The 25,912-nt window shown below is 44.1% G+C and carries 22 protein-coding genes and 1 tRNA gene; 16 read left to right on the top strand and 7 right to left on the bottom strand.

All coding sequences use genetic code 11. The annotated features are described in order from the left end of the window. A partial coding sequence (locus FTT83_RS05715; RefSeq protein WP_180043364.1) for a transposase occupies window positions 1-153 on the top strand: 153 nt, incomplete at its 5' end. 262 nt (window positions 154-415) lie between these two features. Here FTT83_RS05715 and FTT83_RS05710 read toward each other — a convergent pair. From FTT83_RS05710 to FTT83_RS05700, 3 genes are all read right to left on the bottom strand, one after another. After that, window positions 416-2,491, bottom strand: a complete 2,076-nt coding sequence (locus FTT83_RS05710) for a TonB-dependent siderophore receptor (protein ID WP_180176356.1) — start codon at window positions 2,489-2,491, stop codon at window positions 416-418. Between the two features lie 183 nt (window positions 2,492-2,674). After that, window positions 2,675-3,673 carry an ABC transporter substrate-binding protein gene (locus FTT83_RS05705; protein WP_180176355.1) on the bottom strand — a complete coding sequence of 333 codons (999 nt, stop codon included), beginning with the start codon at window positions 3,671-3,673 and terminating at the stop codon, window positions 2,675-2,677. A 3-nt stretch (window positions 3,674-3,676) separates the two neighbouring features. Further along, entirely contained in the window at window positions 3,677-4,264 is a 588-nt protein-coding gene (locus FTT83_RS05700; protein WP_166168079.1) for an ANTAR domain-containing response regulator, read from the bottom strand. Window positions 4,265-4,714: 450 nt separating this feature from the next. Between FTT83_RS05700 and FTT83_RS05695 the strand changes: the two genes are divergently transcribed. From FTT83_RS05695 to FTT83_RS05635, 13 genes are all read left to right on the top strand, one after another. Further along, window positions 4,715-6,067, top strand: a complete 1,353-nt coding sequence (locus FTT83_RS05695) for an MFS transporter (RefSeq protein WP_180176354.1) — start codon at window positions 4,715-4,717, stop codon at window positions 6,065-6,067. A gap of 82 nt (window positions 6,068-6,149) precedes the next feature. Next, window positions 6,150-8,696 carry a nitrite reductase large subunit NirB gene (gene nirB, locus FTT83_RS05690; protein ID WP_180176353.1) on the top strand — a complete coding sequence of 849 codons (2,547 nt, stop codon included), beginning with the start codon at window positions 6,150-6,152 and terminating at the stop codon, window positions 8,694-8,696. A gap of 20 nt (window positions 8,697-8,716) precedes the next feature. Further along, a complete protein-coding gene (gene nirD / locus FTT83_RS05685; RefSeq protein ID WP_180176352.1) occupies window positions 8,717-10,351 on the top strand; it encodes a nitrite reductase small subunit NirD in 1,635 nt (544 codons plus the stop codon). 274 nt (window positions 10,352-10,625) lie between these two features. Further along, on the top strand, window positions 10,626-13,406 hold the full coding sequence (locus FTT83_RS05680) for a nitrate reductase (RefSeq protein ID WP_180080929.1): 2,781 nt from the start codon (window positions 10,626-10,628) through the stop codon (window positions 13,404-13,406). Continuing rightward, on the top strand, window positions 13,403-14,029 hold the full coding sequence (locus tag FTT83_RS05675) for a molybdenum cofactor guanylyltransferase (RefSeq protein WP_180176351.1): 627 nt from the start codon (window positions 13,403-13,405) through the stop codon (window positions 14,027-14,029). Before FTT83_RS05680 ends, FTT83_RS05675 begins: the two co-directional genes overlap by 4 nt. A gap of 134 nt (window positions 14,030-14,163) precedes the next feature. Continuing rightward, a complete protein-coding gene (moaA, locus tag FTT83_RS05670) occupies window positions 14,164-15,204 on the top strand; it encodes a GTP 3',8-cyclase MoaA (RefSeq protein ID WP_180176350.1) in 1,041 nt (346 codons plus the stop codon). 1 nt (window position 15,205) lies between these two features. Next, the gene (locus FTT83_RS05665) at window positions 15,206-15,457 is read left to right on the top strand and encodes a MoaD/ThiS family protein (RefSeq protein WP_180176349.1); all 252 of its coding nucleotides are present in this window, start codon (window positions 15,206-15,208) and stop codon (window positions 15,455-15,457) included. A 1-nt stretch (window position 15,458) separates the two neighbouring features. Further along, the gene (locus tag FTT83_RS05660) at window positions 15,459-15,977 is read left to right on the top strand and encodes a molybdenum cofactor biosynthesis protein MoaE (protein WP_257234886.1); all 519 of its coding nucleotides are present in this window, start codon (window positions 15,459-15,461) and stop codon (window positions 15,975-15,977) included. 84 nt (window positions 15,978-16,061) lie between these two features. Then, window positions 16,062-16,985 (top strand): bifunctional molybdenum cofactor biosynthesis protein MoaC/MoaB, encoded by a 924-nt coding sequence (moaCB, locus tag FTT83_RS05655; protein WP_180176348.1) that lies wholly within the window; start codon window positions 16,062-16,064, stop codon window positions 16,983-16,985. After that, a complete protein-coding gene (locus FTT83_RS05650) occupies window positions 16,982-18,223 on the top strand; it encodes a molybdopterin molybdotransferase MoeA (RefSeq protein WP_180176347.1) in 1,242 nt (413 codons plus the stop codon). Before moaCB ends, FTT83_RS05650 begins: the two co-directional genes overlap by 4 nt. Before the next feature lie 14 nt (window positions 18,224-18,237). Next, entirely contained in the window at window positions 18,238-18,999 is a 762-nt protein-coding gene (gene modA, locus FTT83_RS05645; RefSeq protein WP_180176346.1) for a molybdate ABC transporter substrate-binding protein, read from the top strand. 26 nt (window positions 19,000-19,025) lie between these two features. Then, a complete protein-coding gene (gene modB / locus FTT83_RS05640; protein ID WP_180176345.1) occupies window positions 19,026-19,709 on the top strand; it encodes a molybdate ABC transporter permease subunit in 684 nt (227 codons plus the stop codon). A gap of 1 nt (window position 19,710) precedes the next feature. After that, window positions 19,711-20,352 (top strand): ATP-binding cassette domain-containing protein, encoded by a 642-nt coding sequence (locus FTT83_RS05635; RefSeq protein ID WP_180176344.1) that lies wholly within the window; start codon window positions 19,711-19,713, stop codon window positions 20,350-20,352. A 102-nt stretch (window positions 20,353-20,454) separates the two neighbouring features. Here the strand turns inward: FTT83_RS05635 and FTT83_RS05630 are convergent, their stop codons facing one another. The 4 genes from FTT83_RS05630 to FTT83_RS05615 form a co-directional block, all read right to left on the bottom strand. Continuing rightward, window positions 20,455-20,904, bottom strand: a complete 450-nt coding sequence (locus FTT83_RS05630) for a universal stress protein (RefSeq protein ID WP_180176343.1) — start codon at window positions 20,902-20,904, stop codon at window positions 20,455-20,457. A gap of 543 nt (window positions 20,905-21,447) precedes the next feature. Then, window positions 21,448-21,523 (bottom strand) — tRNA-Gly (locus tag FTT83_RS05625). Between the two features lie 65 nt (window positions 21,524-21,588). After that, window positions 21,589-23,010 carry a cysteine--tRNA ligase gene (cysS, locus tag FTT83_RS05620; RefSeq protein ID WP_180176342.1) on the bottom strand — a complete coding sequence of 474 codons (1,422 nt, stop codon included), beginning with the start codon at window positions 23,008-23,010 and terminating at the stop codon, window positions 21,589-21,591. 288 nt (window positions 23,011-23,298) lie between these two features. After that, window positions 23,299-23,994 (bottom strand): DUF1826 domain-containing protein, encoded by a 696-nt coding sequence (locus tag FTT83_RS05615; protein ID WP_180176341.1) that lies wholly within the window; start codon window positions 23,992-23,994, stop codon window positions 23,299-23,301. A gap of 379 nt (window positions 23,995-24,373) precedes the next feature. Here FTT83_RS05615 and FTT83_RS05610 point away from each other — a divergent pair, with 379 nt between their 5' ends. After that, on the top strand, window positions 24,374-25,351 hold the full coding sequence (locus FTT83_RS05610) for a KpsF/GutQ family sugar-phosphate isomerase (protein WP_086195101.1): 978 nt from the start codon (window positions 24,374-24,376) through the stop codon (window positions 25,349-25,351). Window positions 25,352-25,354: 3 nt separating this feature from the next. After that, window positions 25,355-25,894: an HAD family hydrolase gene (locus FTT83_RS05605; RefSeq protein ID WP_180176340.1), complete on the top strand. Its 540-nt coding sequence runs from the start codon at window positions 25,355-25,357 to the stop codon at window positions 25,892-25,894. Window positions 25,895-25,912 lie beyond the last annotated feature (18 nt).

Here is a 25,912-nt window from a genome sequence, read left to right as displayed (position 1 = left end):
ATTCCACAACGCTGGGTTGTGGAAAGATCATTTGCTTGGTTAGAAAAATGCAGAAGGCTCTGGAAAAACTGTGAAAAGCACCTAAATACGAGCCTTCAGTTCATTAATTTAGCCTTTTTAAGGCTACGTTTGCATAGAAAATATTCTGGATAGGTTCTAAGAGGTTCTCGAACTTTAGCATGTTTGAATCATATTCAGGTGATCAACCATTAAAAAGCCCTAAGCATCGGATTGATATTTAAGCCCGAATATCAGTTTTGAGGGCGGCGATAGGGTAAAGCTAAAAATCCTGACTGGTTGAGAAATCATAGAAAATTGGCAACGGCCAGAAGATTAAATTTTTCCGCTGAGCATAAATATAACCCTTATCTGGATGTAAAAAACCGGTGACTGGCACCGGTTTTTATCTTCCCGTTTAGAATTTTTTTTCTACACTGAGGAGTACACTTGGAATGGCCTGATTGACCCGTGATTCATACAGGCTGCTATCAGATTGATTGGTTAAACGTTCTTTATAATCTGTACTCAAGATATTGCGTGCACTCAAGGTCGTTGCCCAGCCATTATCAAAGCGTTTGCTCACACTGATATCGACATTGACCCGTTCATTACTGGTGCGGTCATAGGGCTGGTTATCTAGGGCACGGGTAAATTCAGGAACATAGTTCAGATTGACACTGCTGGAAAGACGCCAAGGTTGATAGTTATAAGATAAACCGGCACTGGCTGTATAAGGTGCCACATCACTGGCTAAACGTTGCTGATGATTGGTCTCTTCAATTTTTGCACGTACCGTCGACAGTTGACCATTCAACATCAATGCATGCCCATTTTCAGTTTGCTTTAAGGCATAACGAGCAGCAATTTCAACCCCATAGGTGGTGGCATTGTCCTGGTTTTGTGGGCGTTCTACAAAACGCGAACCTTCTTGACGAATCACTTTCTCAATGTAATCTTCAATTTCACGTTGAAACGCCGTAATATTAATACCGCCAGAAGGAGTGTTGTAGCCCAAGGTGGATTCAAAGGCGGTTATTTTTTCCGGACGTAAATTAGGGTTTCCACCACGATCCGGATTGTTCAGGCTGCCGGCATCACTATCGGTAGAAACAGAAACCGTAGGTAACAGCTGGTCGGTTTTAGGACTGCGGAATGCCTGGCTGATATTGCTTTGTAATGACCAGTGATCATCAAAATCAAAGCGGTGTGCCAAGACTGGACTTAAGTGACTGTCACTATAATCCACAAGTCCTGAACGATGAATCCATTCTTGACGGGCACCTAAAGTCACGGTTTGCCGGTCTGTAAACTTCCAGCTGCCTTCGGTGTAGAGCGCATAACGCTGTTCATCGAGTGTATCGGTAATATTACTCTCAAGTTCACTCGAGCGAATATCCGTACCAAACTTCAGTTGTCGGGTGTTATCAAATTTACGCACACCATCATAAGCCACACCATACTCATGGATGGTTTCATCGGTATAGCTGCTGAAGAGCGGTGACCGGGTCGATTCGGTTTCGTTCTGCTGTTCGACTGAAAGACGAATTTTGTCGGAATTATCCTTGTCTTTACGTTCATAACGGGTATTTAAACGGATGCTGTCATTCTTGTCATTTTGCGTCTGATCGCCACGGCTGCCGTCACTTTCATTATTGCGATAGAACAGTTCGGCAACCAGTTTTTGCTGGTCATCCAGTTCATATTCAACACGGGGTGCCAGCATTTGCGACTTGCGTTCGGTAATACGCTTTTGTTCGCTTGTTTGGCTGCTGTTTTGGGTCTGGGTGATCGAAGTGGTGTCATTCCACATCTGGTTGGCAGACAGGCTGTATAACCAGGCATTATCCCGGCCATCAGCCTGAACACTGATATTTTTACGTTCCTCTTCTTTTTGGTCAGATTTTGCCAAACCATATCCTGCACGGATAGTTCCGCTGATGCGGGCATGATCCAGGGGGTGTTTCAGAATAATATTGATGACGGCGGAAGAGGCCACAGAAGCCTGAACGACACTTGGCTGTTTGGTAATTTCAATCCGTTCGATCATGTCTGGCGTGATGCTGTCAACAACCGACATGCCACCGCGTGGGCCACCTTGAACCGGTTCACCATTGATTAAAAATACCGGGGCACCACCGCCACGAAAACGCATAGCTGAAGCACCGCCACCCCCACGTGGACCTTGTCCCGGTGTGGGCATCTGAAAACCGGCGGCACGGCGTAAGGCATCATTCACGGATTGATCACCAAATTGCAGCATTTCTTCACGCGTGACAATAGTTTTCGCCACCGCACTGATATCCGGGTCTTTGGCTTGGGCGGGCGTTGCTTGAAATTTTAGGGTTGCCAGTGTCTGTACCGGGGCTGTTTGAGCAACCGTGCTGTTTGTTGTGGCATCGCTAATCGTGTCAGCCGCCCAGCTTGGGGAGATAAAACTAAACAGTGCACAACTCAGGGTGCTCCATTGCCAACGCGGTTGTATGCGTTTCATTATTCGATGTTCCCTATGTAATTTTGCGTAAGATAACGTAAAAATATGGAGAAAATTTGTGGGAAACCGCAGAAATGAAAATAACCCATAAAACTGGATTACAGCGATAAAATAATCAAAATGAATGGCTTAACCCCAGCATTCTGATTATTTTTTGTGGCCGGGGGCAATGCGGATGCTGCCTTATTTCGTCAAAGATAAAATACAGTTTTGGCTGATGTTTTCAATCACCGCATCATTCAAGTGAATTGGGTTATCCCATTTCAGCATTTTTTGGGTCAGCCATTTAAAATCATCTACCTTTGGCACAGATGTCTCATCGACAAAATTGCGGATAATATTTTGAATGGAGTGGAATTTTTGTACATGAATGCTGTCTGAGCATTGAAATTGCACAATATTGAACTCGGTCAGCATTTGCCAAACGTCAGCATAGTCCTGTAAATCTTTCAGTTCTTGCTGGGCTTTTTGAATGGCCTGCGTTAAAGCCTGATGCGTGTTTGGATGTTGCATTGCCCAATCACAGGTGACTGCCAAAACCTTATCTGCCACTTGGGGAATAATGTCCTGACTGGAAGCGACAATTTGACCGATTCCCAGTAGTTCAGCCTGGCTGTTCCAGGGTTCACCGACACAAAAACCATCAATGACCTGATTGGCTAATGCCTGCACCATATAGGGTGGGGGAAGCGTGGCCAGTTTTATATTTCGTGCAATTTCAGGATTGGCAAGGGCGAGCCATTCTCTGAGACAATAATGATGAATCGACTGCTTAAAGACATGGGCAAATTGAATCTTTTTTTGCGCTTGTAGGGCAGAGACGATTTTTTGTGCAGATTGTTGTGCGCTGTCCTGACTGGAAATGTTCAGATCAAAGCACAGTTTCTGCCCCAGACTAATAAAGGCGCGGTTATAACTTAAGACCAAGGCAGTCTGGAGTGGAATACCGAGCTGGTCTTCACCGAGTGCTGCGGCAGGCAGCATGGCAGACAGGCAATGTGCAGCATCTAAAAAACCAAAGGCCAACCGGTCTCTTAAGCTGGCCCAAGACGCTTCCTTCACCAGCGTGACCTCTAAACCCGCTTCCTCAAAAAAACCACGCTGCTTGGCCCAAAGAATGGCCACACAATCCAGCAGAGGAATATAGCCGATCTGGATTTGAGTTTTTTCTAAATCTGGCATGGCTTAATCCTTCAATTGGCTTTGTAGTAGTTGCTGTGCATCCAGTAAACGCCGTGCCATTTCACCAATGGTCATACGGTGGCTCATGGCATTTTTACGCAGTAACTGAAAGGCTTGATCTTCAGTAAGATGGTGCAATTGCATCATCAATACTTTGGCTTTCTCCACATCTTTACGGTCGGCTAGCTTATTTTTGGTGTCTTCCAGATCGCCGAGCAATTTTTTATGTTTTTTAAACTGTTCAATCGAGATTTCTAAAATGCTGTCCAGTTTGGATGGGTCAATGCCATCGACAATATACGCCGTAACCCCGGCATCAATGGCGTTTTTGATGGTGTCTTTGTGGCTGTTTTTAGTGAACAGTACTGTGGGCAGATCGAACTGGCTGACACAGCTTTCAATGATGTCACGATGGGGATGATCCATATCCAGTAAAATCACGTCGGCATGCAACTGTTCAAGACGGAACATGTTTAAATGATCCGCGCTAATGCAGGCCACGACCTCGAAATTGTGTTCGATCAGGGAGGCTTGAATGTAATGGGCACGGTCTTGATCGTCATCAATCAGTGCGATTTTGAGTTTTGGCATATGGGCTAAATATCATCAGGCCATGCCTGAAAGAAAAAGTCGTAATTCATTTAAAGCAATTAAAATGCCAAATGAGTTAAATCATTATGATTTCAATAAAAGTTCACTGAACCAAGGAACGGTGAGCAAAGGGCGCACTGTCTTAATGCAAAAATGCGCTACAAGGAAGCATAATCATTGTTGAGCTGAGTCAGGAGGTCATAGTTAAAGATAGAGAAGCAGCCCATTATTGGCATTGAAAAGTTATAAACATAAAAATAAAAATTATAAAAAATATAAACTTAGAATTTTTTCTGAGTTGTTGGCACGCGCATTGCTACATCTCTGGTGAGTCAAAGACGACTCTAAAAAATTGTAAGACGGCCAAAGACGTCCGTTCTGATCGAATCTGCTGTGCAGCTATCCGCATGACAGATAAAACCATACGTTCAGTTCAGGAAGGAGAGGGCTATGTCTTCAAATTTAAATGCTAAAAAAGCAACAAAAATAAGTCTTTTCAATTTCAGTAGCGCAGCAACGCGGGCCTTCCATATGAGTTGGCTCGCATTTTTTGTCTGTTTCTTTGCCTGGTTTGCCTGTGCCCCGCTCATGCCCGTCATTGCCGGTGAGTTCTATTTAACTAAAGACCAGATTGCCAATATTAACATTGCCGCTGTAGCCATCACCATTTTGGTTCGCCTAATTGTGGGACCTTTATGTGATAAATACGGGCCACGCAAAACCTATACTGCATTATTGGTGATCGGCAGTATTCCGGTGTTTGGTGTGGCTTCTGCCAACAGTTACGAATCCTTTCTTTTCTTCCGCTTATTGATTGGTGCCATTGGTGCCAGCTTTGTGATTACCCAATATCACACCAGTATCATGTTTGCACCGAATGTAGTCGGTACTGCGAATGCTGCATCAGCAGGTTGGGGAAATGCCGGTGGCGGTGCAACTCAAGCCCTGATGCCTTTATTACTTGCTGCCTTGGTGATGTTCGGAGTTGAACAGGCCATGGGCTGGAGAATTGCCCTGCTTGTTCCGGGTGTACTGATGCTGATTGTAGGTGCACTGTACTGGAAATTCACCCAAGACTGCCCGCAAGGAAATTTTAAGGAACTGCGGGCACAAGGCGTGCAAGTGGGCAGCGATAAAAAAGGCGGTCTGGCAATTCTGATGCATGCAGCACGCAACTACCGGGTCTGGATTTTATTTGGCGCCTATGCCGCCTGCTTTGGTATCGAGATTTTCATTCATAACATTATCGCTTTGTATTTTGTCAACAACTTTCAGTTTGGCTTAAAAGAAGCCGGCATGGCCGCAGGGATTTTCGGTCTGCTGGCCCTATTTGCCCGTGCCTTGGGTGGCATCATCTCTGACAAAGTGGCAATTAGAAAAGGTCTGGATGGACGTACCAAAGTGCTATTCGGCATGATTCTGATGGAAGGCTTATTCCTGATCTTATTTTCGCAAATGAACACCGCAGTTCTGGCCATCATGACCATGACAGTTTTTGCACTCTTTACCCATATGGCCTGTGGTGCGACCTATGCCCTGGTGCCTTTCATTGACCGTGATGCTTTAGGCGGTGTGGCCGGCATTATTGGTGCAGGCGGTAATGTCGGTGCCGTGGCTGCAGGTTTCTTGCTCAAAGGCATGCTGGATATTCAAACCACGTTAATGGTGTTGGGTGGCTTGGTGGTGATTGCCGCTAGTTGTGTGTTGATGATTCGCTTCTCGGTCGAGCACAAAGAAAAAGAACAGCAGCTTTATGAACAGGCCATGCTGGAACGCAACAGTCTGGCTGAAGCCCAACAATAAAATTCCTCGGATCAATACGCTTAGATCCAGAGCTTAAATTAATAAATTGAAAGAAGTTTTTAAAGAATTGAGGATCAATACGATGAAACTGCTCATGATTGGCCATGGCATGGTGGGCCACAAATTTATCGAATCGGTTTTAGAATATGCAGGTGATGAGGTTGAAATCACGATTCTGGCAGAAGAACCACGTCTAGCTTATGACCGCGTACATTTAACTGAATATTTCACTGGAAAATCCGCCAAAGACTTAACCCTGTGTCGTTCAGATTTTGCCGATGCCTACGGAATAGATCTGCGCTTAAATACCAAAGCCACTGCCATCGACATTTTAAGTAAAACGGTTAGCACCAATCAGGGGGATGTCATTAGTTATGACAAGTTGGTGCTTGCAACGGGTTCATATGCTTTTGTACCGCCTATTCCCGGCAATGACCGTGAAAACTGTTTTGTTTACCGGACCATTGAAGATTTAGATGCCATCCGCGCTGCCAGCCTAAATGCAAAATCTGGCGTGGTGATCGGTGGGGGATTGCTGGGTCTGGAAGCAGCCAAAGCCCTTCGTGACCTGGACCTGGAAACCCATGTGGTGGAATTTGCCTCACGCTTGATGGCGGTGCAAATTGATGACCTGGGCGGTAAGGTTTTACGGGCAAAAATCGAAAATCTAGGAGTAAAAGTTCATACCCAAAAAGCCACGCAATGCATCGAAGCGGGTGAAAATACTACGCATGTGATGAAATTTGGCGATGGATCAATACTTGAAACCGATATCGTTTTATTTTCTGCAGGGATTCGACCACGGGATGAATTGGCGCGTCAAAGTGGACTCGCCATTGGCGAGCGTGGCGGTATCGTGATTAACGATTATTGCCAAACTTCCGATGCAGATGTTTACGCGATTGGTGAATGTGCACTGTGGCAAAACAAAATTTTTGGCCTGGTTGCGCCAGGCTACGACATGGCGCGTATTGCCGCCAAGCATGTCATGGATCAAGCCTGCAATGAATTTGCCGGCGCAGACATGAGTACCAAGCTGAAACTGATGGGTGTCGATGTAGCCTCTGTGGGGGATGCACATGCCATGACGCCAAATGCACTCAGCTATTTCTATGCCGATGAAGATGCCATGATCTACAAAAAGATTGTGGTGAATAGCGAAAAAACCAAGCTACTCGGGGCTGTGTTGGTGGGCTGTGCTAAGGAATATAACGACCTGCTGCAAATGATGTTGAATGGCTTGGCGATACCGGAAAATCCGGAAAGCCTGATTATGCCGGGCTATACACAATCAACAGCCAAAGCAGGCGGCAGCGGTGTTGATTTACTGCCAGACAGTGCCACCATCTGTTCATGTAATAACGTGTCTAAGGCTGATATTTGCAGTGCGATTGCCGAGGGTTCAACCTCACTGGGTGCACTAAAAAAATGTACCCAAGCGGCAACTGCTTGTGGCGGATGTGCACCTTTAGTCACACAAGTATTGAAGTCTGAACTGCAACGCCAAGGCGTAACGGTAAATAATCACCTTTGTGAACACTTTGCTTATTCACGCCAGGAGCTGTATCACCTGGTTCGGGTCAATGAAATCAAAACCTTTGATGATTTGATTGGGCAACATGGTCATGGACTCGGTTGTGATATATGCAAACCCACTGCAGCCAATATTTTAGCCTCCTGCTGGAATGACTTTGTGCTGAAGCCAAGCCATGCCGGCCTGCAAGACAGCAATGACTATTATCTTGGGAATATTCAAAAAGATGGTTCTTACTCGGTTGTACCGCGTATGGCAGGTGGTGAAGTCACACCAGAGGGCTTGATTGCCATTGGTCAAATTGCCAAAGAATATGGCTTGTATACCAAACTCACCGGTGGACAACGGGTTGACATGTTTGGTGCGCAAGTGCATCAACTGCCGGAAATCTGGGAGAAACTCATCAATGCAGGATTTGAGTCAGGCCATGCTTACGGTAAATCTTTACGTACTGTTAAATCCTGTGTCGGCAGTACTTGGTGCCGTTATGGGGTGGATGATTCTGTTGGTTTGGCCATCTTCCTGGAAAATCGTTACAAAGGCCTACGTTCACCACATAAACTGAAAATGGCGGTGTCTGGCTGTACCCGTGAATGTGCCGAAGCACAAAGTAAAGATGTGGGCGTGATTGCTACAGAAAAAGGCTGGAACTTATACGTTTGCGGGAATGGCGGCATGAAACCACGCCATGCAGAACTACTGGCATCGGATCTGGATACGCAAACTTTAATCCGTTATATCGACCGCTTCTTTATGTTCTATATCCAAACTGCAGACCGTTTGCAACGTACTTCGGTATGGCGTGACAACCTGGAAGGTGGTCTGGATTATTTAAAAGATGTGGTGGTGAATGACTCGCTTGGTGTAGCAGCCGAACTGGAACGCCGTATGCAGCATGTGGTCGGTACTTATCAGGATGAATGGCGTACTGCGGTGGAAGATCCGGAAGTCCGTAAACGCTTCGTCACCTTTATCAATGCAAAAGTTGAACAACAAAACGATCCACACATCCAATTCGCCGAGGTTCGCGGTCAAATCCGCCCAAAAACCGAGGCTGAACGTGATGTGACGCGTATCCCTGTTGTTGAAGCTTAAAAGAATAAAGGAGAAAGAAGATGACAATATTTAAAGAGATGAATAAAACCAACGAGCTGCAATGGCTGGAAATTTGTGCCTTGGATGACATTACCCCGAATACCGGTGTGGCTGCATTAATTGAAAATCAGCAAATTGCACTGTTCCGTGTTGGTCATGAAAAACGGGTCTATGCTTTAAGTAACCAGGATCCGTTCAGTCAGGCATTTGTGATGTCGCGTGGCATTATTGGAGATTTACAAGGTGAACGTGTGGTGGCATCTCCCATCTACAAGCAGCATTTCAGTCTGGCAACTGGACGCTGTCTGGAAGATAAAGACCAGAAACTGCTGGTATTTCCAAGCAAGATTGAAAATGGCAAGGTCTGGGTCAGCCCAACACCGCAAAAAACCTATATTACCAATAACGGCACTTCTCAAGAAAAAATGAAACTGGTGTTGGTGGGCAATGGCCTGGCGGGGATGCGCTGTCTGGAAGATTTGCTGGATATGGCACCTGAACGTTATGAAGTGACCGTGATTGGTGAAGAACCATGGGGTAACTATAACCGCATCATGCTTTCACCGGTGCTGTCAGGGGATAAAACCATTGATGACATCATGCTGCATCCGCATGCCTGGTATAGTGACAAAAATATCCGTTTTATTGCCGGTGATGCTGCGGTCAAAATTGATCGTCCACGTAAACAGGTCTATACCGAAAAAGGCCTAGTGGTGGATTATGATCGCTTGATCCTGGCGACAGGTTCTAAACCTTTTGTTCCGCCAATTCCGGGTTCGGACTTAAAAGGTGTGATCAGTTTCCGAGATATCTATGACGTCAATACCATGCTGGAATACTGCAAATCTAAACAAAATGCAGTAGTGATTGGTGGTGGTCTGTTGGGACTTGAAGCGGCTTATGGTCTGAAACAACGCGGCATGAATGTGACAGTTTTGCATTTGATGGACCGGATTATGGAACGTCAATTGGATAGTCGTGCAAGCAGCCTGTTAAAACAAAGTATTGAAGCCAAGGGCATCAACATCATGACTCAAGCCAATACCGAACAACTGATTGGCGAAGAGGGTCATGTCACCCAAATCAAGCTGAAAGATGGAACGGTGCTGGATGCTGATCTGGTGGTTTTTGCTGTGGGCATCCGTCCGAATATGGCATTGGCGCAAAGTGCCGGCTTACGTTGTAACCGTGGTGTGATGGTGAATGACACCATGCAAACCTTTGATCCGAGTATTTATGCGGTGGGTGAATGTATTGAGCACCGTAATCAAACCTTCGGTCTGGTTGAACCACTTTGGGGTCAAGCCTTTATTTGTGCCTCACATCTGGCCGAACACGGCAGCTTAACTTTTAAAGCACCGACAGTTCCAACGCAGCTCAAGGTCAGTGGCTGTGATGTATTTTCAGCGGGTCGAATTGATTTAGAAAATGGTGAACCACAGGACGATTACGAAGACATTATCTTGAATGATGAAAAACGTCAGATTTATAAACGCATTATTATTCAAAAAGATAAAGTCATTGGTGCAGTGCTGTTTGGTGATACTGAAGATGGTACCTGGTATGCAGAACTGATTTCTGATCAAACGCCAATCAGTAATATTCGTAATAAATTGCTTTTTGGTAAAGATTTTGCATTAAAGAAAGCAGGCTAATCACATAAGTGGTATTTGTTCAATTTTAAATATTTGCACAGCCACACTTTGCACTAATAAGTAAAGAGTAATTGCGTAGGCATGATCTTACTTTTGAAAGATCAAAAGTAACAAAAATCTTTGTTTCCCATACATTACGTCCTGTAATGATGGGAAACGGTGGCATCCATGCCACCTCGACAGAATACATGCTTACGTGAACTCTAAAGATTTAGATAGCTTGGAAAATAGAAGAAATTATTCAAGTGAATTTATTCGATAGAAAGGAGCATCCATGAATAGTATTCCCGTTATGGAACTGCATAGCTCCACAGAAATAAATACCAAAATCACCAATACCACCTGTCCCTATTGTGGGGTAGGTTGTGGTGTCACTGCGACTGTGCAGGACACTGCTTTAGGGCAAAAAGTGTCGGTTGCAGGGGATGTTAATCATCCATCCAACTACGGGAAACTGTGCATTAAAGGCAGTAATCTGGCCGATACCCTGGGGCTTGAAACACGCGTTCTTTATCCTATGCTGGGCAGAAAAAATCAGCGTGAAAAGACCGATTGGAATACTGCAACGGATTTAATTGCCAATAAGTTTCAGCAATGCATTGATCAATATGGTCGTGACAGTATTGCCTTTTATGTGTCCGGGCAATTGCTGACGGAAGACTATTACGTAGTGAATAAGTTCGTTAAAGGTTACCTCGGTACAGCCAATATCGATACCAATTCACGACTCTGCATGTCTTCCGCAGTTGCGGCACATAAACGTGCTTTCGGTGAAGATATTGTACCGGCAAGCTATGAAGATTTTGAACATACCGACATGGTGGTGCTGGTGGGTTCCAATACCGCATGGTGTCATCCGGTATTGTATCAACGCATCATGCAAGCCAAAGAGCAACGTGATCTGTTTGTGGTGGTGATTGATCCGCGCTTTACCAGCACCTGTGAAGCAGCAGACTTACATTTGCCGATTTTACCGGGGCAGGATGTCAAGTTATTTAACGGCTTATTGCAATATCTATCGCAAAATGGTCATGCTGCCCCAGATTTTATTGCTGCACATACCCACGGCTTAGAGCAAGCTTTGATCCACAGCCAAACTGAATCGTCCATTGAAGATGTCGTGGTACGTACCGGTATTTCACTGGAAAAACTGCAAGTTTTTTATCAGAAATTTGCCCAAACTGAAAAAGTAATGACTCTGTTTTCCATGGGGGTGAATCAGTCTTCACAAGGGGTAAATAAAGCCAATAGCATAATCAACTGCCATTTATTCACCGGAAAAATTGGCAAGCTCGGTGCAGCGCCATTTTCCATGACTGGTCAGCCGAATGCGATGGGCGGTCGTGAAGTCGGTGGATTGGCCAATATGCTGGCAGCACATTTAGAGCTGGAAAATGAAAACCATCAACAGCTGGTGCAAAACTTCTGGCAAAGTCCCTATATCGCCAAGCAGGCTGGGTTTAAGGCGGTTGATCTATTCCATGCGGTAGAAAGTGGCAAAATTAAAGCCATCTGGATTATGGCCACCAATCCGGTGGTGAGCTTACCCGATGCCGATCAGGTCAAACGTGCCTTAGACAAGTGTGAATTTGTGGTGGTGTCCGACATTTGCCAAGACACCGACACTACACAATATGCCGACGTGCTGTTACCGGCTTTAGGCTGGGGTGAAAAAGATGGTACAGTCACCAATTCTGAACGCCGTATTTCCAGACAGCGTGCATTTTTAGAAGAGCCAGAACAGGCTAAAGCCGACTGGTGGGCGATCAGTCAGGTCGCAAAACGCATGGGCTTTAGCGGTTTTGATTTTAACAATAGCCATGACATTTTTCTGGAACATGCCCGTTTATCGGCACATCAAAATGCAGATTTAAGCCAGTGCGATATAACGCCATATTTCCGCTATTTTAATTTAAACGGCTTAACAGATTTAACCTTTAATCAATATGATGACCTAAAACCGGTGCAATGGCCGGTCTGGACTAAACATCAGGCAGATGGTTGTGTAGCGCGACTTTATTCCAAAGGTCAGTTTAGTCATGCGGATGGCAAAGCCCAATTTATTGCCATTAGCGCAGTTAATCCCGTCAATCAGGTGTGTAGCGAATTTCCTTTGGTGCTGAATACCGGGCGGATTCGTGACCAGTGGCACACCATGAGCCGTACCAGTTTATCTGCCAATTTAAGTAGTCATCGCGCAGAGCCATTTTGTGAAATCCATCCACATGATGCCTTGAAATACGGGGCCAAAGATGGCGAGCTGGTGGAAGTCAAATCGAAATGGGGGAGTTGTATATTACGCGCCACAGTCAGTGACAACATCCGTCGTGGACAGGTTTTTGCACCGATTCACTGGAATGACCAGGTCGCATCCGATGCACGGATTGGCAAAGTAGTCAATCCGGTGGTGGATGCCATTTCCGGTGAGCCTGAATTTAAGCATACCCCAGTCATCATCCAGCCATTTTACAATCAGTGGCAAGGCGTCCTCTATGTACGTCAGGGCTTTGAAAAGATTGTGCAATCATCCATTCAGAATATGGTGTGGTGGACCAAAATCATCACCGCCAAGGCTGTGCGTTATGAACTGGCCGACCGTAAAAAATTTACCCAGACCACAGAGCAGTTAAAAGAGCTATTACCATTTCAGGATGAAAGTTTTGAATGGCTGAATATTGAAGATCAGACTGCCCATATCAGTCACAGTGTGGTGCTGAAAGATGGGCATTTGATTGCTAGCCTATATATTGCTCCCAAGGCTTTATTGCCTGATCGTGACTGGGTCGCCAGCCTGTTTAAACGTGAACGTTTAAGTGCCATGCACCGCAAGGCATTACTTGCCGGACAACCGATGTCGATGGCAAATAATGAAGGTCCATTGGTATGTAGCTGTTTTAAGGTGGGTAAAAACCGCATTATTGAAACCATTAAAGAAAAAAATATAACCAATGAAAAACAGGTCACTGCCTGTTTAAAAGCGGGCGGTAACTGTGGTTCATGTCTGCCTGAAATTCGTGGTCTGATTAAAGCCTGTCAAATGGAGGCGGTAGAATGAGAAAAACCTTAAAAAATGCTGTTTATCCGAGCACCGATCTGGTGATTTTAGCCGGGGGGCAGGCACGGCGCATGAATGGCATCAATAAGCTGTTGCAGAAATTTGATGATCAGATTCAACTGATCAAAATTCATCAACAGTTAAAATCCGATGTAGCGCATGTCTGGATTAACAGCCACCGGGATGATTCGATTTACCAGAAAATTATTCCCAGTATTCATTGCTATCAGGATGATGAAAGCGGCTTTTTAGGTCCACTGATGGGCATGAAAAGTGCCTGGGCACATGTACAGGCCGACTATGTGCTATTTGTCCCTTGTGATGTGACCTATATCCCTTCACGAGTTCTACTCAAGTTGCATCAGGTTTTGGCGAAAAACAGTCTGGCAGAGGTGGCCTATGTGGAAATTAATGGTACGGCCCTGTATCCATTTTGTCTGCTTAAGCGCAGTAGTCTACCTACCTTCATCAGTCATCTCGAACAAAAACAGCGCAGTCTAAAACACTGTTTTGCCGACTTGCACGCTCAAGTGGCAAGTTTTAAAAATCGTGCCCTGTTTTTTCACAGCATTAATTCACTGGATGAGCTGCAGCAGCATCAACAACTTAAATTTCTACATTAAAACTGAATCTTTTGCCTTTTGGCACAAACTTGGAACACTTATTGCAATTCTAACAATAACAAGATTGGGCACTTTAAATCTTGCGCACAATTGCTGTGCGGTAACAGGAAGTTGCTCGAAGATGGATGTTCAACATGAATATGATGACAGAACTTGAAACCGAAGCGCGCTTTGTCGATCAGTTTGGTCGCAGCAAGCGCAAATTACGAATTTCAGTGACCGATCGCTGTAATTTCAAGTGTGTCTATTGCATGCCGGAACACCCTGAATGGATGAAAAAACATGATTTACTCAGTTTTGAACAGCTTTATCATTTTTGTGATTTTATGGTGCGTCGTGGCATCGAATCTATTCGCATTACCGGTGGCGAACCGTTAATGCGTCAAGGCGTGGTGCATTTTATTGCACAACTGCAACAGCTCAAAAAGCTGGGGTTAAAACGCATTTCCATGACCACCAATGCGCATTATCTTGGACAATATGCACAGGCTTTAAAACAGGCCGGACTGGATGATCTGAATATCAGTTTGGACAGTCTGGATGCCAATCAATTTAAACAACTGACCCAAAAAGAGCTGGCCCCGGTACTGGATGGAATCCGCGCCGCACAAGACGTTGGACTGTCTATTAAAATCAATAGCGTATTGATGAACGGCATCAATGACAACCAGATTTTGCCTTTGGCACGCTGGTCGGTGCAGCAAAATATCCAGCTACGTTTTATTGAGTTTATGCCGCTGGATGGTGAGCGCAAATGGTCGAGCGCACATGTGGTCAGTGAACAGCAAATTTTAGACACTCTAGCCACTGAATTTTCAGTCACTCACCAGCTAAATGATGCAGCTCAGTCAAGCTCAGATCCGGCACGACAATATCTGATTGATGGTCATCCAATTGGCATTATTTCTACCATTACCCATTCATTTTGTGGCAGCTGTGACCGGCTGCGTTTAACCGCACAAGGTGAATTCTATAACTGTTTATTTGCCCCCAAGGGCTTGAATCTTAAAGCTGAAATTAAAGCCCTGACTGCATCTATACCTTTGAGTGAACTGGGTTTGCATCGCACTGTATCAAATTATATCTGGAATAAAGAACAGGGCTTTCATGCCATTCAACAGCGCTTGAAAAATGAGCCATCCCGTAAAATCAGCATGCATATGATTGGAGGTTGAAATGCCACAAATCAAGATCAAAATTGAAGCTTTCGGTGCAGTAGAACGACAGTTACCTGCAAATTTAGCCCTGTTATGCAGTGCTCCGAGCACCGTTGCCGAGGTTTTGCTACAAGTCGGACAGGATTATCCGGCAGCTTTTGCCATGCTTGAACGTTGTGCCTGCGCCATCGGTGAGGACATCATTCCCCGACAAACTCGGCTTGATGCAGACAGTACGCTGGTGCTGTTGTCACCAGTGGCAGGAGGCTGAAATGCCGTTATTGAAAACATTTTGCAGAATTCAGGGTACTGCCTTAACTTTAGACAGCTTTGATCAGATTGAGCAGTTTCCTGAATGCGGTGGCATAGGGGTGTTTATCGGAACCGTGCGTAATCATCATGAAGGCAAAGCGGTTAAGGCACTGAAATATACCGCGTATGCGCCCGTGGCGGAAAAAATGATTCGCCAGATCGAGCAGGAGATTCAGGCTAAATATGGCGTGTCCTATGTACGGATGATTCACCGGATTGGTGCTTTGGCGATTGGTGAAAAAGCCATTATCGCCATGGCCTATGCTGCACATCGCCGCGAGGCCTTTGCTGCCTGTGAAGAAGCGGTAGAACGGGTCAAGCACGAAGTACCGGTGTGGAAAGAAGAATTTTACCTGGATGGCAGCAGCCAATACGTAGAAGGTTGCTGTATCCGTAAAGATACAGCGGAGCAGGGGCCTGCACATCATCATGCAGATAAACAATCTGCATACAGTGATCATGCCCATTGTCATTATTAAAAGCAGATTAAGCTACTTATTGAACCTGAGTAGATGTCAGTCAACAGCACTATTTAAAGTAAAAATGAATTCAGGAAAGATGCAATGAAAAATGTCGGGATGAAAGCCGAGAGTTATCGTACAGCAGTGGCCACAGGGATTCTGCACGCCCCAGCACATTGCATTGAATTGTTACGTCAGGGCAATACCGAAAAAGGCGATGCACTGAAAACGGCACGGATTGCAGGGATTTTAGCGGCCAAACGTACCGATGAACTAATTCCGCTATGTCATCCGCTACCGATTTACCGTGCCGATGTGGAATATGAACTGTTTGATGCACATGTGGAAATTATTGCCACGGTGGAAACCATTGGTCCGACCGGGGTGGAAATGGAAGCTTTGACCGCAGTCAGTCTGGCGGGTTTAACATTGTATGACATGCTGAAACCGCATTGTGAACCGGAAGATTTATGTCTGGATCAGGTTAAGTTACAAAAGAAAAAAGGCGGAAAATCACATTTTACCCGCATCTTAAAAGAAGCAATGCCTGCTTCGATTATTGTGCTGTCGGATACGGTAGCTGCAGGCAAAAAACCGGATACGGCAGGGCAGAATGTACTGGAAATTTTACAGGAAGCCAATTTTGGCAATATTGCTTACCATGTTATTCCAGATAGTCCGGAACAGTTACTAGCATTGATTGAACAGCAGAAAAATGACTATCCCCTGATTTTAACCGTAGGGGGGACAGGGTTGGGGTCGAAAGACTTAACCGTGGAAACCATCCAGCCGTTATTAAAACGTGAGATTCCGGGGCTGATGGAAGCCTCACGCAGTTTTGGGCAAAAACGTACACCTTATGCTGCGTTAAGTCGTGGTGTGGCCGGATATATCGAGAACAGTCTGGTGATGACCTTACCCGGCAGCCGGCAAGGAGCGAAGGAATCGTTGATTGCAGTTCTGCCAGCATTGGTACATTTATTTGATGTGCAAAAAAATATTCCCCATTCAGGGGGTTACCAATGAATAGTCTAATGTCAGGATGTGGTGCTGAACACGGCCTGATTAGTGTGGATCAGGCACTGGATTTAATCTTGCAGCATACTCAGGTGTTAGCAACTGAACGCCTTGAGCTTAATCAGGCTTTAAACCGCTATTTGGCGCAAGATGTGTATGCTGCCATCAATCTGCCCTTATTTTCGCAAAGTGCGGTAGATGGTTATGCACTGTGTGCTCAGTCCGTAATTGAGCCACATAGCGAATTTGAACTGATCGGTGAAATCCGGGCCGGACAACAGGATGAGCTGCAACTGAAAGCCGGACAAGCGGTTCGGATTTTTACTGGCGCCAAAATTCCGTTTGGAACCACCACGGTGGCACGTCAGGAAATCGTCAAGCTCATCGATTCAGGCAAAATCGCAATACTCGAAAACCTGCATGCTCATGCCGACATTCGTGATATGGGGGAAGAAATTACTACTGGACAGCTGCTAGCCAGTAAAGGCCAACAGCTGTCTGTGGGGGCAATTGCCAGCTTAAGTATGGCGGGTATTCACAGCGTTGAAGTTGTTCAATATCCCAAAGTTGCAGTGGTAATTAGCGGAGATGAAGTCGCGAGAAGCATTGAAGATTTTGCAGCAGGTAAGATTTTTGATGCCAATGCGCCCCTGATTCAGGCCTGGTTTCAAAATGCAGGACAGCAGGTTGAAATTTTCCATGTAGCCGATAGCGAAGATGCAGTGAAAGCATTAATTCAGCAATTATCGGACAGCTATGATGTGGTTTTAAGCACCGGCGGTGTCTCGGTGGGAGATTATGATTTTATTCGGCCAGTGGCACTGGATTTAGGCTTTAAACAGCTGTTCTGGAAAGTGAAACAGAAACCGGGCAAGCCGATGTTCTTTGCAGAATTAACTCGCAATGATTGTTCGCGTTGTTATCTGTTGGGTTTGCCGGGCAATCCCGCAGCCGTGTATGTGGGCATGCAAATTTATACCGCGACCTTATTAAATGTATTGCAGGGGCAAAAACAGCGGCCGGACTGGTTTAGCGCCGTGTTAAGCCATGATTTAAAAATGGACAGCCGAGAACGTTTTTTAAGAATGTCCGCCCGTTTTGATCAGTCAGTTTTGAAAGTAAAAAGTCTGTCCAAACAGCAATCGCATATGCTGAGCAATTTAATGCAGGCCAATTGTCTGGTGCGTATTCCCGCAGGGCAAAGCCTGCTTGAAGGGGATATTGTCCAGGGCTTATTTATTCATTAAGGGGCAAAAGAATCATGAAAAAATCTCTGTTTTTCTCAGTATGTCTACCGGTTTCACTTTCAGTTGCACATGCTGAAACAGTCAAAATTTATGCTGCTGCCAGCCTGACCAACGCCATGAGCGACATTGAAAAAATTTATGCAAAGCAACATCCGAAAACAAATCTTGTATCGGTATATGGGGCTTCATCCGCGCTTGCAAAACAGGTTGAAGCAGGGGCAAGCAGTGATATCTTTTTTTCGGCAGATCTGGACTGGATGAATTACCTGATCAAAAAGAACCTGATTAATCAAAACAGAACCAAGCCCTTATTGTTTAACCAGCTGGTGGCCATCAGTCCAAAAAATTTAAATATTGCATTTAAGCCGCAGTCCACTTTTAATTTTGCCCAAGCGTTTAACGGACATCTTTGTACGGGACAGATGGAATCTGTGCCTGCGGGTAAATATGCCAAACAGAGTCTGATTAAACTGAACTGGCTGAATAGCCTAAATAGACGGATTGTAGGAACGGATGATGTGCGCTCGGCTTTGGCTTTTGTTGAGCGTGGTGAATGTGAGGTAGGCATTGTTTATAAAACGGATGCCCTGATTAGCCAGAAAGTCAAAATCATCGGTACTTTTCCCGCAAACTCACATAGCCCGATTGTGTATCCGCTGGCTTTAACCAAGCAGGGAGAAAAGAATAAACAGGCAGTACAGTTTGCACAGTTTGTGGAAAAAAGCGCTCAGGCCAAAGCAATCTTTAAAAAATACGGTTTTAGTCTGAAATCCTAAGCAATTCCTTGGGAGATAAATCAACGATGTTAAGTCCAGAAGAGCTGAGTGCCCTGTATTTATCTGCCAAAGTAGCCGGTTTTGCCACCTTGTTCTGCTTACCTTTTGCCATCGGCTTGGCTTGGGTACTAGCACGACATGAATTTCGGCTGAAATTTATTGTGGAAGCATGTTTACAGTTGCCGATGGTTTTGCCTCCAGTCGTATTGGGCTATTTGCTGCTGGTACTGTTTGGCAATCAGGGCATCATTGGGAAATATCTGCACACACTGGGCATACAGCTGGCCTTTAACTGGAAAGGGGCTGTATTGGCCTCGATGATTGTGGCATTTCCCCTGATGGTGCAACCGATTCGGCTGTCCTTTCAGTTGATGAACCAGCAACTGGAACAGATTGCCGGTTCATTGGGGGCTGCGCCGTGGAGAGTCTTTTTCAGTATCAACTTGCCTTTGGCTATTCCTGGCATTGTTATGGGTAGTATTTTATGTTTTAGCCGCAGTCTGGGGGAGTTTGGCGCCACCATTACTTTTGTCGGTAACATTCCTGATGAAACCCGTACCATTCCCATCGCGATTTATTCCTTGCTGCAACAACCCAATGGTGAAGATATGGCACTGCGTTTGGTGACCTTATCCTTATTTTTGGCTTTTAGCGCCTTAATTGCCAATTATTTTATTCTGCAAAACTATCAACGCAAATTGGGAGCCTGAAATGTTGAAATGTGATTTTCAATATCAACATGCCGATTTTAGCTTGAATGTTGAACTGGAGATGCAGCAGTCACTTTTGGGCATTGTGGGCGTTTCTGGGAGTGGCAAGAGCACCTTGTTAAAAAATATTGTAGGACTGTTAAAACCCGATCAGGGGTATATCCAGTTTAATCAACACATTTTGGTGGATACCCGGCAAAACATTCATTTGCCCATGCATCGACGCAAAATCGCTTTAATTTTCCAGCAGGCCTTGCTGTTTCCGCATCTGAATGTCAAACAGAATTTATGTTATGCAGAAAAATGGCTGGCACCCCCGGAACGAAAATTCCAGTTTGATGACATTGTAGATTTGCTGGACTTGAATGGCCTGATTCAACGTAAAGCCCGGCAGCTTTCAGGCGGGGAAGCACAGCGGGTATCGATTGGACGTGCCTTACTGTCTTCTCCCAACTTGCTGTTATTGGATGAACCATTAACCGGATTAGATGTACAGTTAAAACAGCAAATTTTACCCTTTTTTAAACGAATGAAAGATGAACTGAATGTGCCGATGATTTATGTCTCTCATCATCTGGAGGAACTGGAGTATTTAGAGGCTGATACTTTGCAGTTAAGCCATGGCAAATTACAGCATAATTAAACTGATTAGAGCCGGCTCATATTATTAAAAATAGCCTAAGCAATTTAAATCCTAAACTGCTTAAACTATTTCTATAAATATCAAAAAAGCATCTTAAAAGGATTATGGAGTATGTTTAACCACCAGCACGGGAACATGACTTGCGGTCAGAATATCCTGGGCAATACTGCCAATAAAAGCTTTTTTCAAACCGGTACGCCCATGCGATCCAACCACAATCAAATCAGCCTTTAATTCATCGGCTAGTTCAGCAATGGCCTCACTGGGGGATTGTTTGGCCAGAAGTTTAGTCTCTGCGGCAATGCCTGCTTCAGAAAATCTGGCACCTAGCTCAGCTAATATATTTTTAGCGTGGGCTTGGGCCTCCATAAAATAATCTGTGACTCCAGGTACATTTTTATAAAAACTGACACTGGTTAAAGGGTCGATAATCACCACACTGACTATAGTCACTTTACTTCCTATAGCTTTAGCCAACATCATCGCTTGGTCAGCGGCAGCGAGAGAGATAGGGGAATCATCCACAGAAACTAAGATGTGCTGGTAACCCATGATGTTATCCTCTTGTTTCAATATTTATTATTTGTTCAAAGCTTAACATAGTTAGAATGCTGGAAGGAAAAAAGGTAAAAATGTATCTTTTATATTTAAGTCACCAAAATATTCATTAAATTTGAAAATTATCTTTTGATTTATAAGAATAAATATCAAACCTATTTTTAATGATAGAAATTTCAGCAGCAAAGCCTGGGAGGATCGACATTTCCAACACTTGGCTTTGGTAGCTAACTAGTGTACCCCTTTGCCTAAAGAGATAACATAGTTGCCAGCATTATGCATGGTTTTGAACACCTGTGGGCTTCTTGGGATTTTTTATCCAATCCAGAAGATTGTGAATTTTTTAGAAAGCTGTTAGATGGCTAATAGTAGCTTACTGCAGACTTGCTTATCTATCTTGTCCATGTTGATATTATAGATTGGTTTGGAATCGATCTGCTTTTGTTTAAGCTTTTAATAAGAAGGTTGAAAAATAGAATGATAAAAATTAGCTTATAAAAAAAGCCCCAATCTTTCGATTAGGGCTTTTTCGTATTCTGGAGCGGGAAAGGAGACTCGAACTCCCGACCCCAACCTTGGCAAGGTTATGCTCTACCAACTGAGCTATTCCCGCAATATGGAAGTGCATTATAGAGAGTTTCTTTCAACTGTCAACTCTTTGTGCTTCCAAATGTTTAATTAATCAGCACGACGCCAAATGGTGCCTTGACGGGTATCTTCCAAAACCACGCCTTGATCGAGTAAATTCTGGCGAATTTCATCAGCTTTGGCAAATTCCTTGGCCTTTTTCGCATCTTTACGTTGCTGAATCAGGTCTTCAATCTGCTCTTCCGACAAGCCTAATGCTTCCTGACCAATATCTGATTTCAAAAAGTCGTCTACATTGTACTGTACCAAACCTAAGATATTGGTCAAGTGACGTAAAGTTGAATAATATACTGCAGCCTGTTCAGCATTTTCATCTTTCACTGCACGGTTCAGCTCTTTGTTGACTTCAAACAATACGGCAATGGCTTCAGCGGTATTGAAGTCATCACGCATAGCAGCATTAAAACGTTCAACCAATGCTTCATCTAGAATTTCTACAGTTTTTTCACCATAGGCTTGTTGATATGCCTTAAATGAGTGATAGAAACGGGAAAGGGTGTTCTTTGCTTCTTTAAGTGCCGTGTCAGAGAAGTTCACCGGGCTGCGGTAATGCGAAGAAACAATAAAGAAACGGATCACTTCCGGATGGAATTTATCCATCACATCGCGAATGGTGAAAAAGTTACCTAAAGACTTCGACATTTTTTCGCCATCGACATTAATAAAGCCGACATGCATCCAGTAATTCACATACTGTTCGCCAGTTGATGCTTCTGATTGGGCAATTTCATTTTCATGATGCGGGAAAGTTAAATCTGAACCGCCTCCATGAATATCAAAATGGTTGCCCAGACAGCACGTTGACATTGCTGAACATTCAATATGCCAGCCCGGACGTCCGTTGCCCCAAGGTGAAGCCCATGAAGGTTCATTTTCTTTGGCATGTTTCCACAGTACAAAGTCAAACGGATGTTTCTTTTCTACTTCCACATCGACACGTTCAGAGGCACCGGCTTGCATATCTTCCAGTTTACGGCCCGACAAACGGCCGTATTTGGCAAATTTTTCCACTTCAAAATAGACATCGCCATTTGCAGAAGGATAAGCCGTGCCTTTATTGACCAGATTGCCAATCATGTTTTGCATCTGGTCGATGTAATCAGTCGCACGAGGGGCTTCATCTGGATGCAGACAGCCCAAGTTTTCAGCATCTTCGTTCATGGCTTTGATAAAACGATCGGTTAGCGCAGTAATGCTTTCCCCATTTTCATTGGCACGTTTGATGATTTTGTCATCAATATCGGTAATGTTACGTACGTATTTTACCTTCCAGCCCTGACTGCGCAGAAAACGAATAATATAGTCAAATGCAACCATAACTCGAGCATGACCAATATGACAGTAGTCATACACGGTCATACCGCAAACATACATGTCGATATGACCTTCTTTACGAGGTACGAATTCTACTTTTTTACGTTGCTCTGAGTTATATAGAACAAAAGGTTGCATAGGTCTTCAAATTGTTTCTACTAAAAGATGGCTCATCTTAACCTAAGCATTTTTTTTCATAAAGTTAAAACGAAAAAAAGCAGGAATTTTTTAGGGAACATATGGATGTATAAATGTTGAATGCCATGACTAATGATGTGCAATGCTCTATTGCAAATAAAATCATCAGTGATGGCTGCCGATCTGTACCGTTTTTCTGGAGCATTTAAGACCAGAGCCTTTTAGAAATAGGCAGATGTAATATCCAGATTTTATAGATCAAGTGAACACTATATATCTCATCAATATTTAACAGATCAAGAGCAGTCTATATTCACCTGCTTCATTAGGCGCTCTATGCACGCAAGGTAAAACGGGCTGTGTTGGATGATCGACTGCCAGGCGCCAAAGATGTCCTTGACCTAAATTGATCGGGGTTGCATCCGCTTTGGGTGCATAATGTAAATCAAAGAAATATTCTTCCAAAAAATTTGCGAACTCGGCTTCTGGACCGTCATATAAGTCTTTAAGCTTTGCTCTTATTTCTGGAATTAGAATCTTTTGCTCAACCTGATCGTTTGGCAAAATATCACTGGCATAACCATAATAAGTACATAAAAAAGTATCTGTTTCTATAGGTGAGCGGTCAACATGGTAGGAATACACATCTGTTGAAATGAAATCTAACTCTTCATCCCGTTCATAACTTTTAAGTAAATTAAGAGAAGGGGATGCTCCAAAATCAGTTAATAGCTGTATATCCCTTAAGATCATTTCCCGAGCCAGATGACCTTGTTCGGAAAGTTGCAGTGCTAAAAGATCTTCAACAGAAACTTCGGTAATATTCTCTTTTAATTCAAGTTTGGTAACAATTTCTTTAAAATCCCCAGCTAGATTTCTATACCAGCAAAGGGCATTCATATTTCCTTGAAACTTCGAATTGACCAGTTCAGGAAAAGTTGAAACCATGCTAATTTGCTCGTGATCAGAAAGTGTATTTTTCATATTAGAATTAAATAATAAAACCATGTCTAATAATATAACTCAGCTTGGTATAAATGAAGCAGGATGAATGAAACACGACACCTACGCATCAAGTGGCTGTTTGCAGCTGGAATAACATGAGTTCATACAAATAAGAATGTATATCAATTCAATATCTTAAGATTGCTATAGGATACTGGCTAAACCTGAGGCTAGGAAACTGAGGTTCGCTAGGAAATTAGGGAAATTCATGACCATCATTTCTACACAATTCGTGGAATCTTGTACATTTAGAAACGTGACATTTGCATAGATATGATAAAATTGCGAAAATTATTTTTTGCTTGATTGAATCAGCTCTGTATAGAGTAAAGGTAAACCTATTTTGAACCCCTCAAATATGCCAAATCAAATAGACTTTCAAAAAGTTGCACTAGAAACTTTGCGTATAGAAGAACAAGCCCTGGAAATATTGGCAACGCAAATTGATGATCGTTTTAATCGTGCTTGCGAAACCATTTTGCAGTGCCGGGGACGTTTAGTCATTACTGGTATGGGAAAATCAGGGCATATCGGCCGTAAAATGGCGGCAACGTTTGCTTCTACAGGTACGCCATCATTTTTTATGCATCCGGGAGAAGCGGGGCATGGTGATTTAGGCATGCTGGTTCCTGGCGATGTGCTGATTGCCATTTCTAACTCGGGCAAGAGTGATGAAATCATGATGCTGATGCCTTTGATCAAGCGTCTGGAAATTCCTCTAATTACCATTAGTGGTGATGACAAAGGCCCTATGCCGCAAAATGCCGATGTCGCTTTAACCTTGGGAAATATCCAGGAAGCCTGTCCACTGGGTCTGGCTCCGACTTCAAGCACCACGGCAACTCTGGCTTTAGGTGATGCCTTGGCAGTTGCCTTACTGGATGCACGTGGTTTTACTGCTGATGATTTTGCTTTATCTCATCCAGCCGGTGCATTAGGTAAACGCTTGTTGTTACATGTCGAACACCTCATGCACACAGGCACAGAATTGCCAAAAGTCTCTCCAGATACACCAATGAATCAGGTTTTATACGAAATTTCAAACAAACGCCTAGGTTTAACCACAATTGTCGATCAAAATGACGTTCTATTGGGTATTTTTACCGACGGTGATTTACGTCGTTTAATTGATAAGCAACAAGGCTTTGATGTGAAATTGCCGGTTTCTGAGGTCATGACTAAAAATCCATTGACCATTTCGCAAGATGCGCGTGCGGTTGAAGCTTTAGAGCGCATGAACGAAAAGAAAATCAATCAATTTGTTGTTGTAGATGATGTAAATAAGGTCATTGGTGTGATTAGCATGCATGACCTGATTCAAGCCGGGGTAAATTAATAAATGGCATCTTATATTTTATTGGAACAGGCACGTTATGTTGAAGCCTTGGTTCTTGATGTCGACGGGATTCTGAGTGATGGTTTTGTCACCCTGACCAATACCGGGGATGAAATCAAGTCCTTTGATATCCGTGATGGTTTAGGTATGAAACTCGTACAGAAAGCCGGTGTAAAAGTCATTATTATTACTGGACGTAAAAGTAATATTGTGGAAAAGCGCATGTCTGACTTGGGCGTAGACCTGGTTTTTCAGGGTCGTGAAGATAAAGGTACTGCATTACGCGAAGCCTGTGCCCAATTGAATGTTGCTCCAGAAGACTGTTTGTATATGGGTGATGACTGGCCTGATCTTTCGGCATTTGCAATTGCAGGTATGAAAGTGACTGTTCCCAATGGTCATGTTGAAGTTCGACGCCGTGCTGACCTTGTAACCCAGGCCATGGGTGGTCGTGGTGCAGTGCGTGAAATCTGTGACATGATTCTGATGGCTAAAGGAGCTTATGAACAGCTACTTGAAACCTATACCGATGCCCCACATTAATTGTTAAACCATTCATTG

Source organism: Acinetobacter sp. YH01018, from assembly GCF_013420295.1.
Classification (GTDB): domain Bacteria; phylum Pseudomonadota; class Gammaproteobacteria; order Pseudomonadales; family Moraxellaceae; genus Acinetobacter.
Note: the sequence above shows the minus strand (reverse complement) of the source record. Positions and strands in the feature narration are given on the sequence as shown.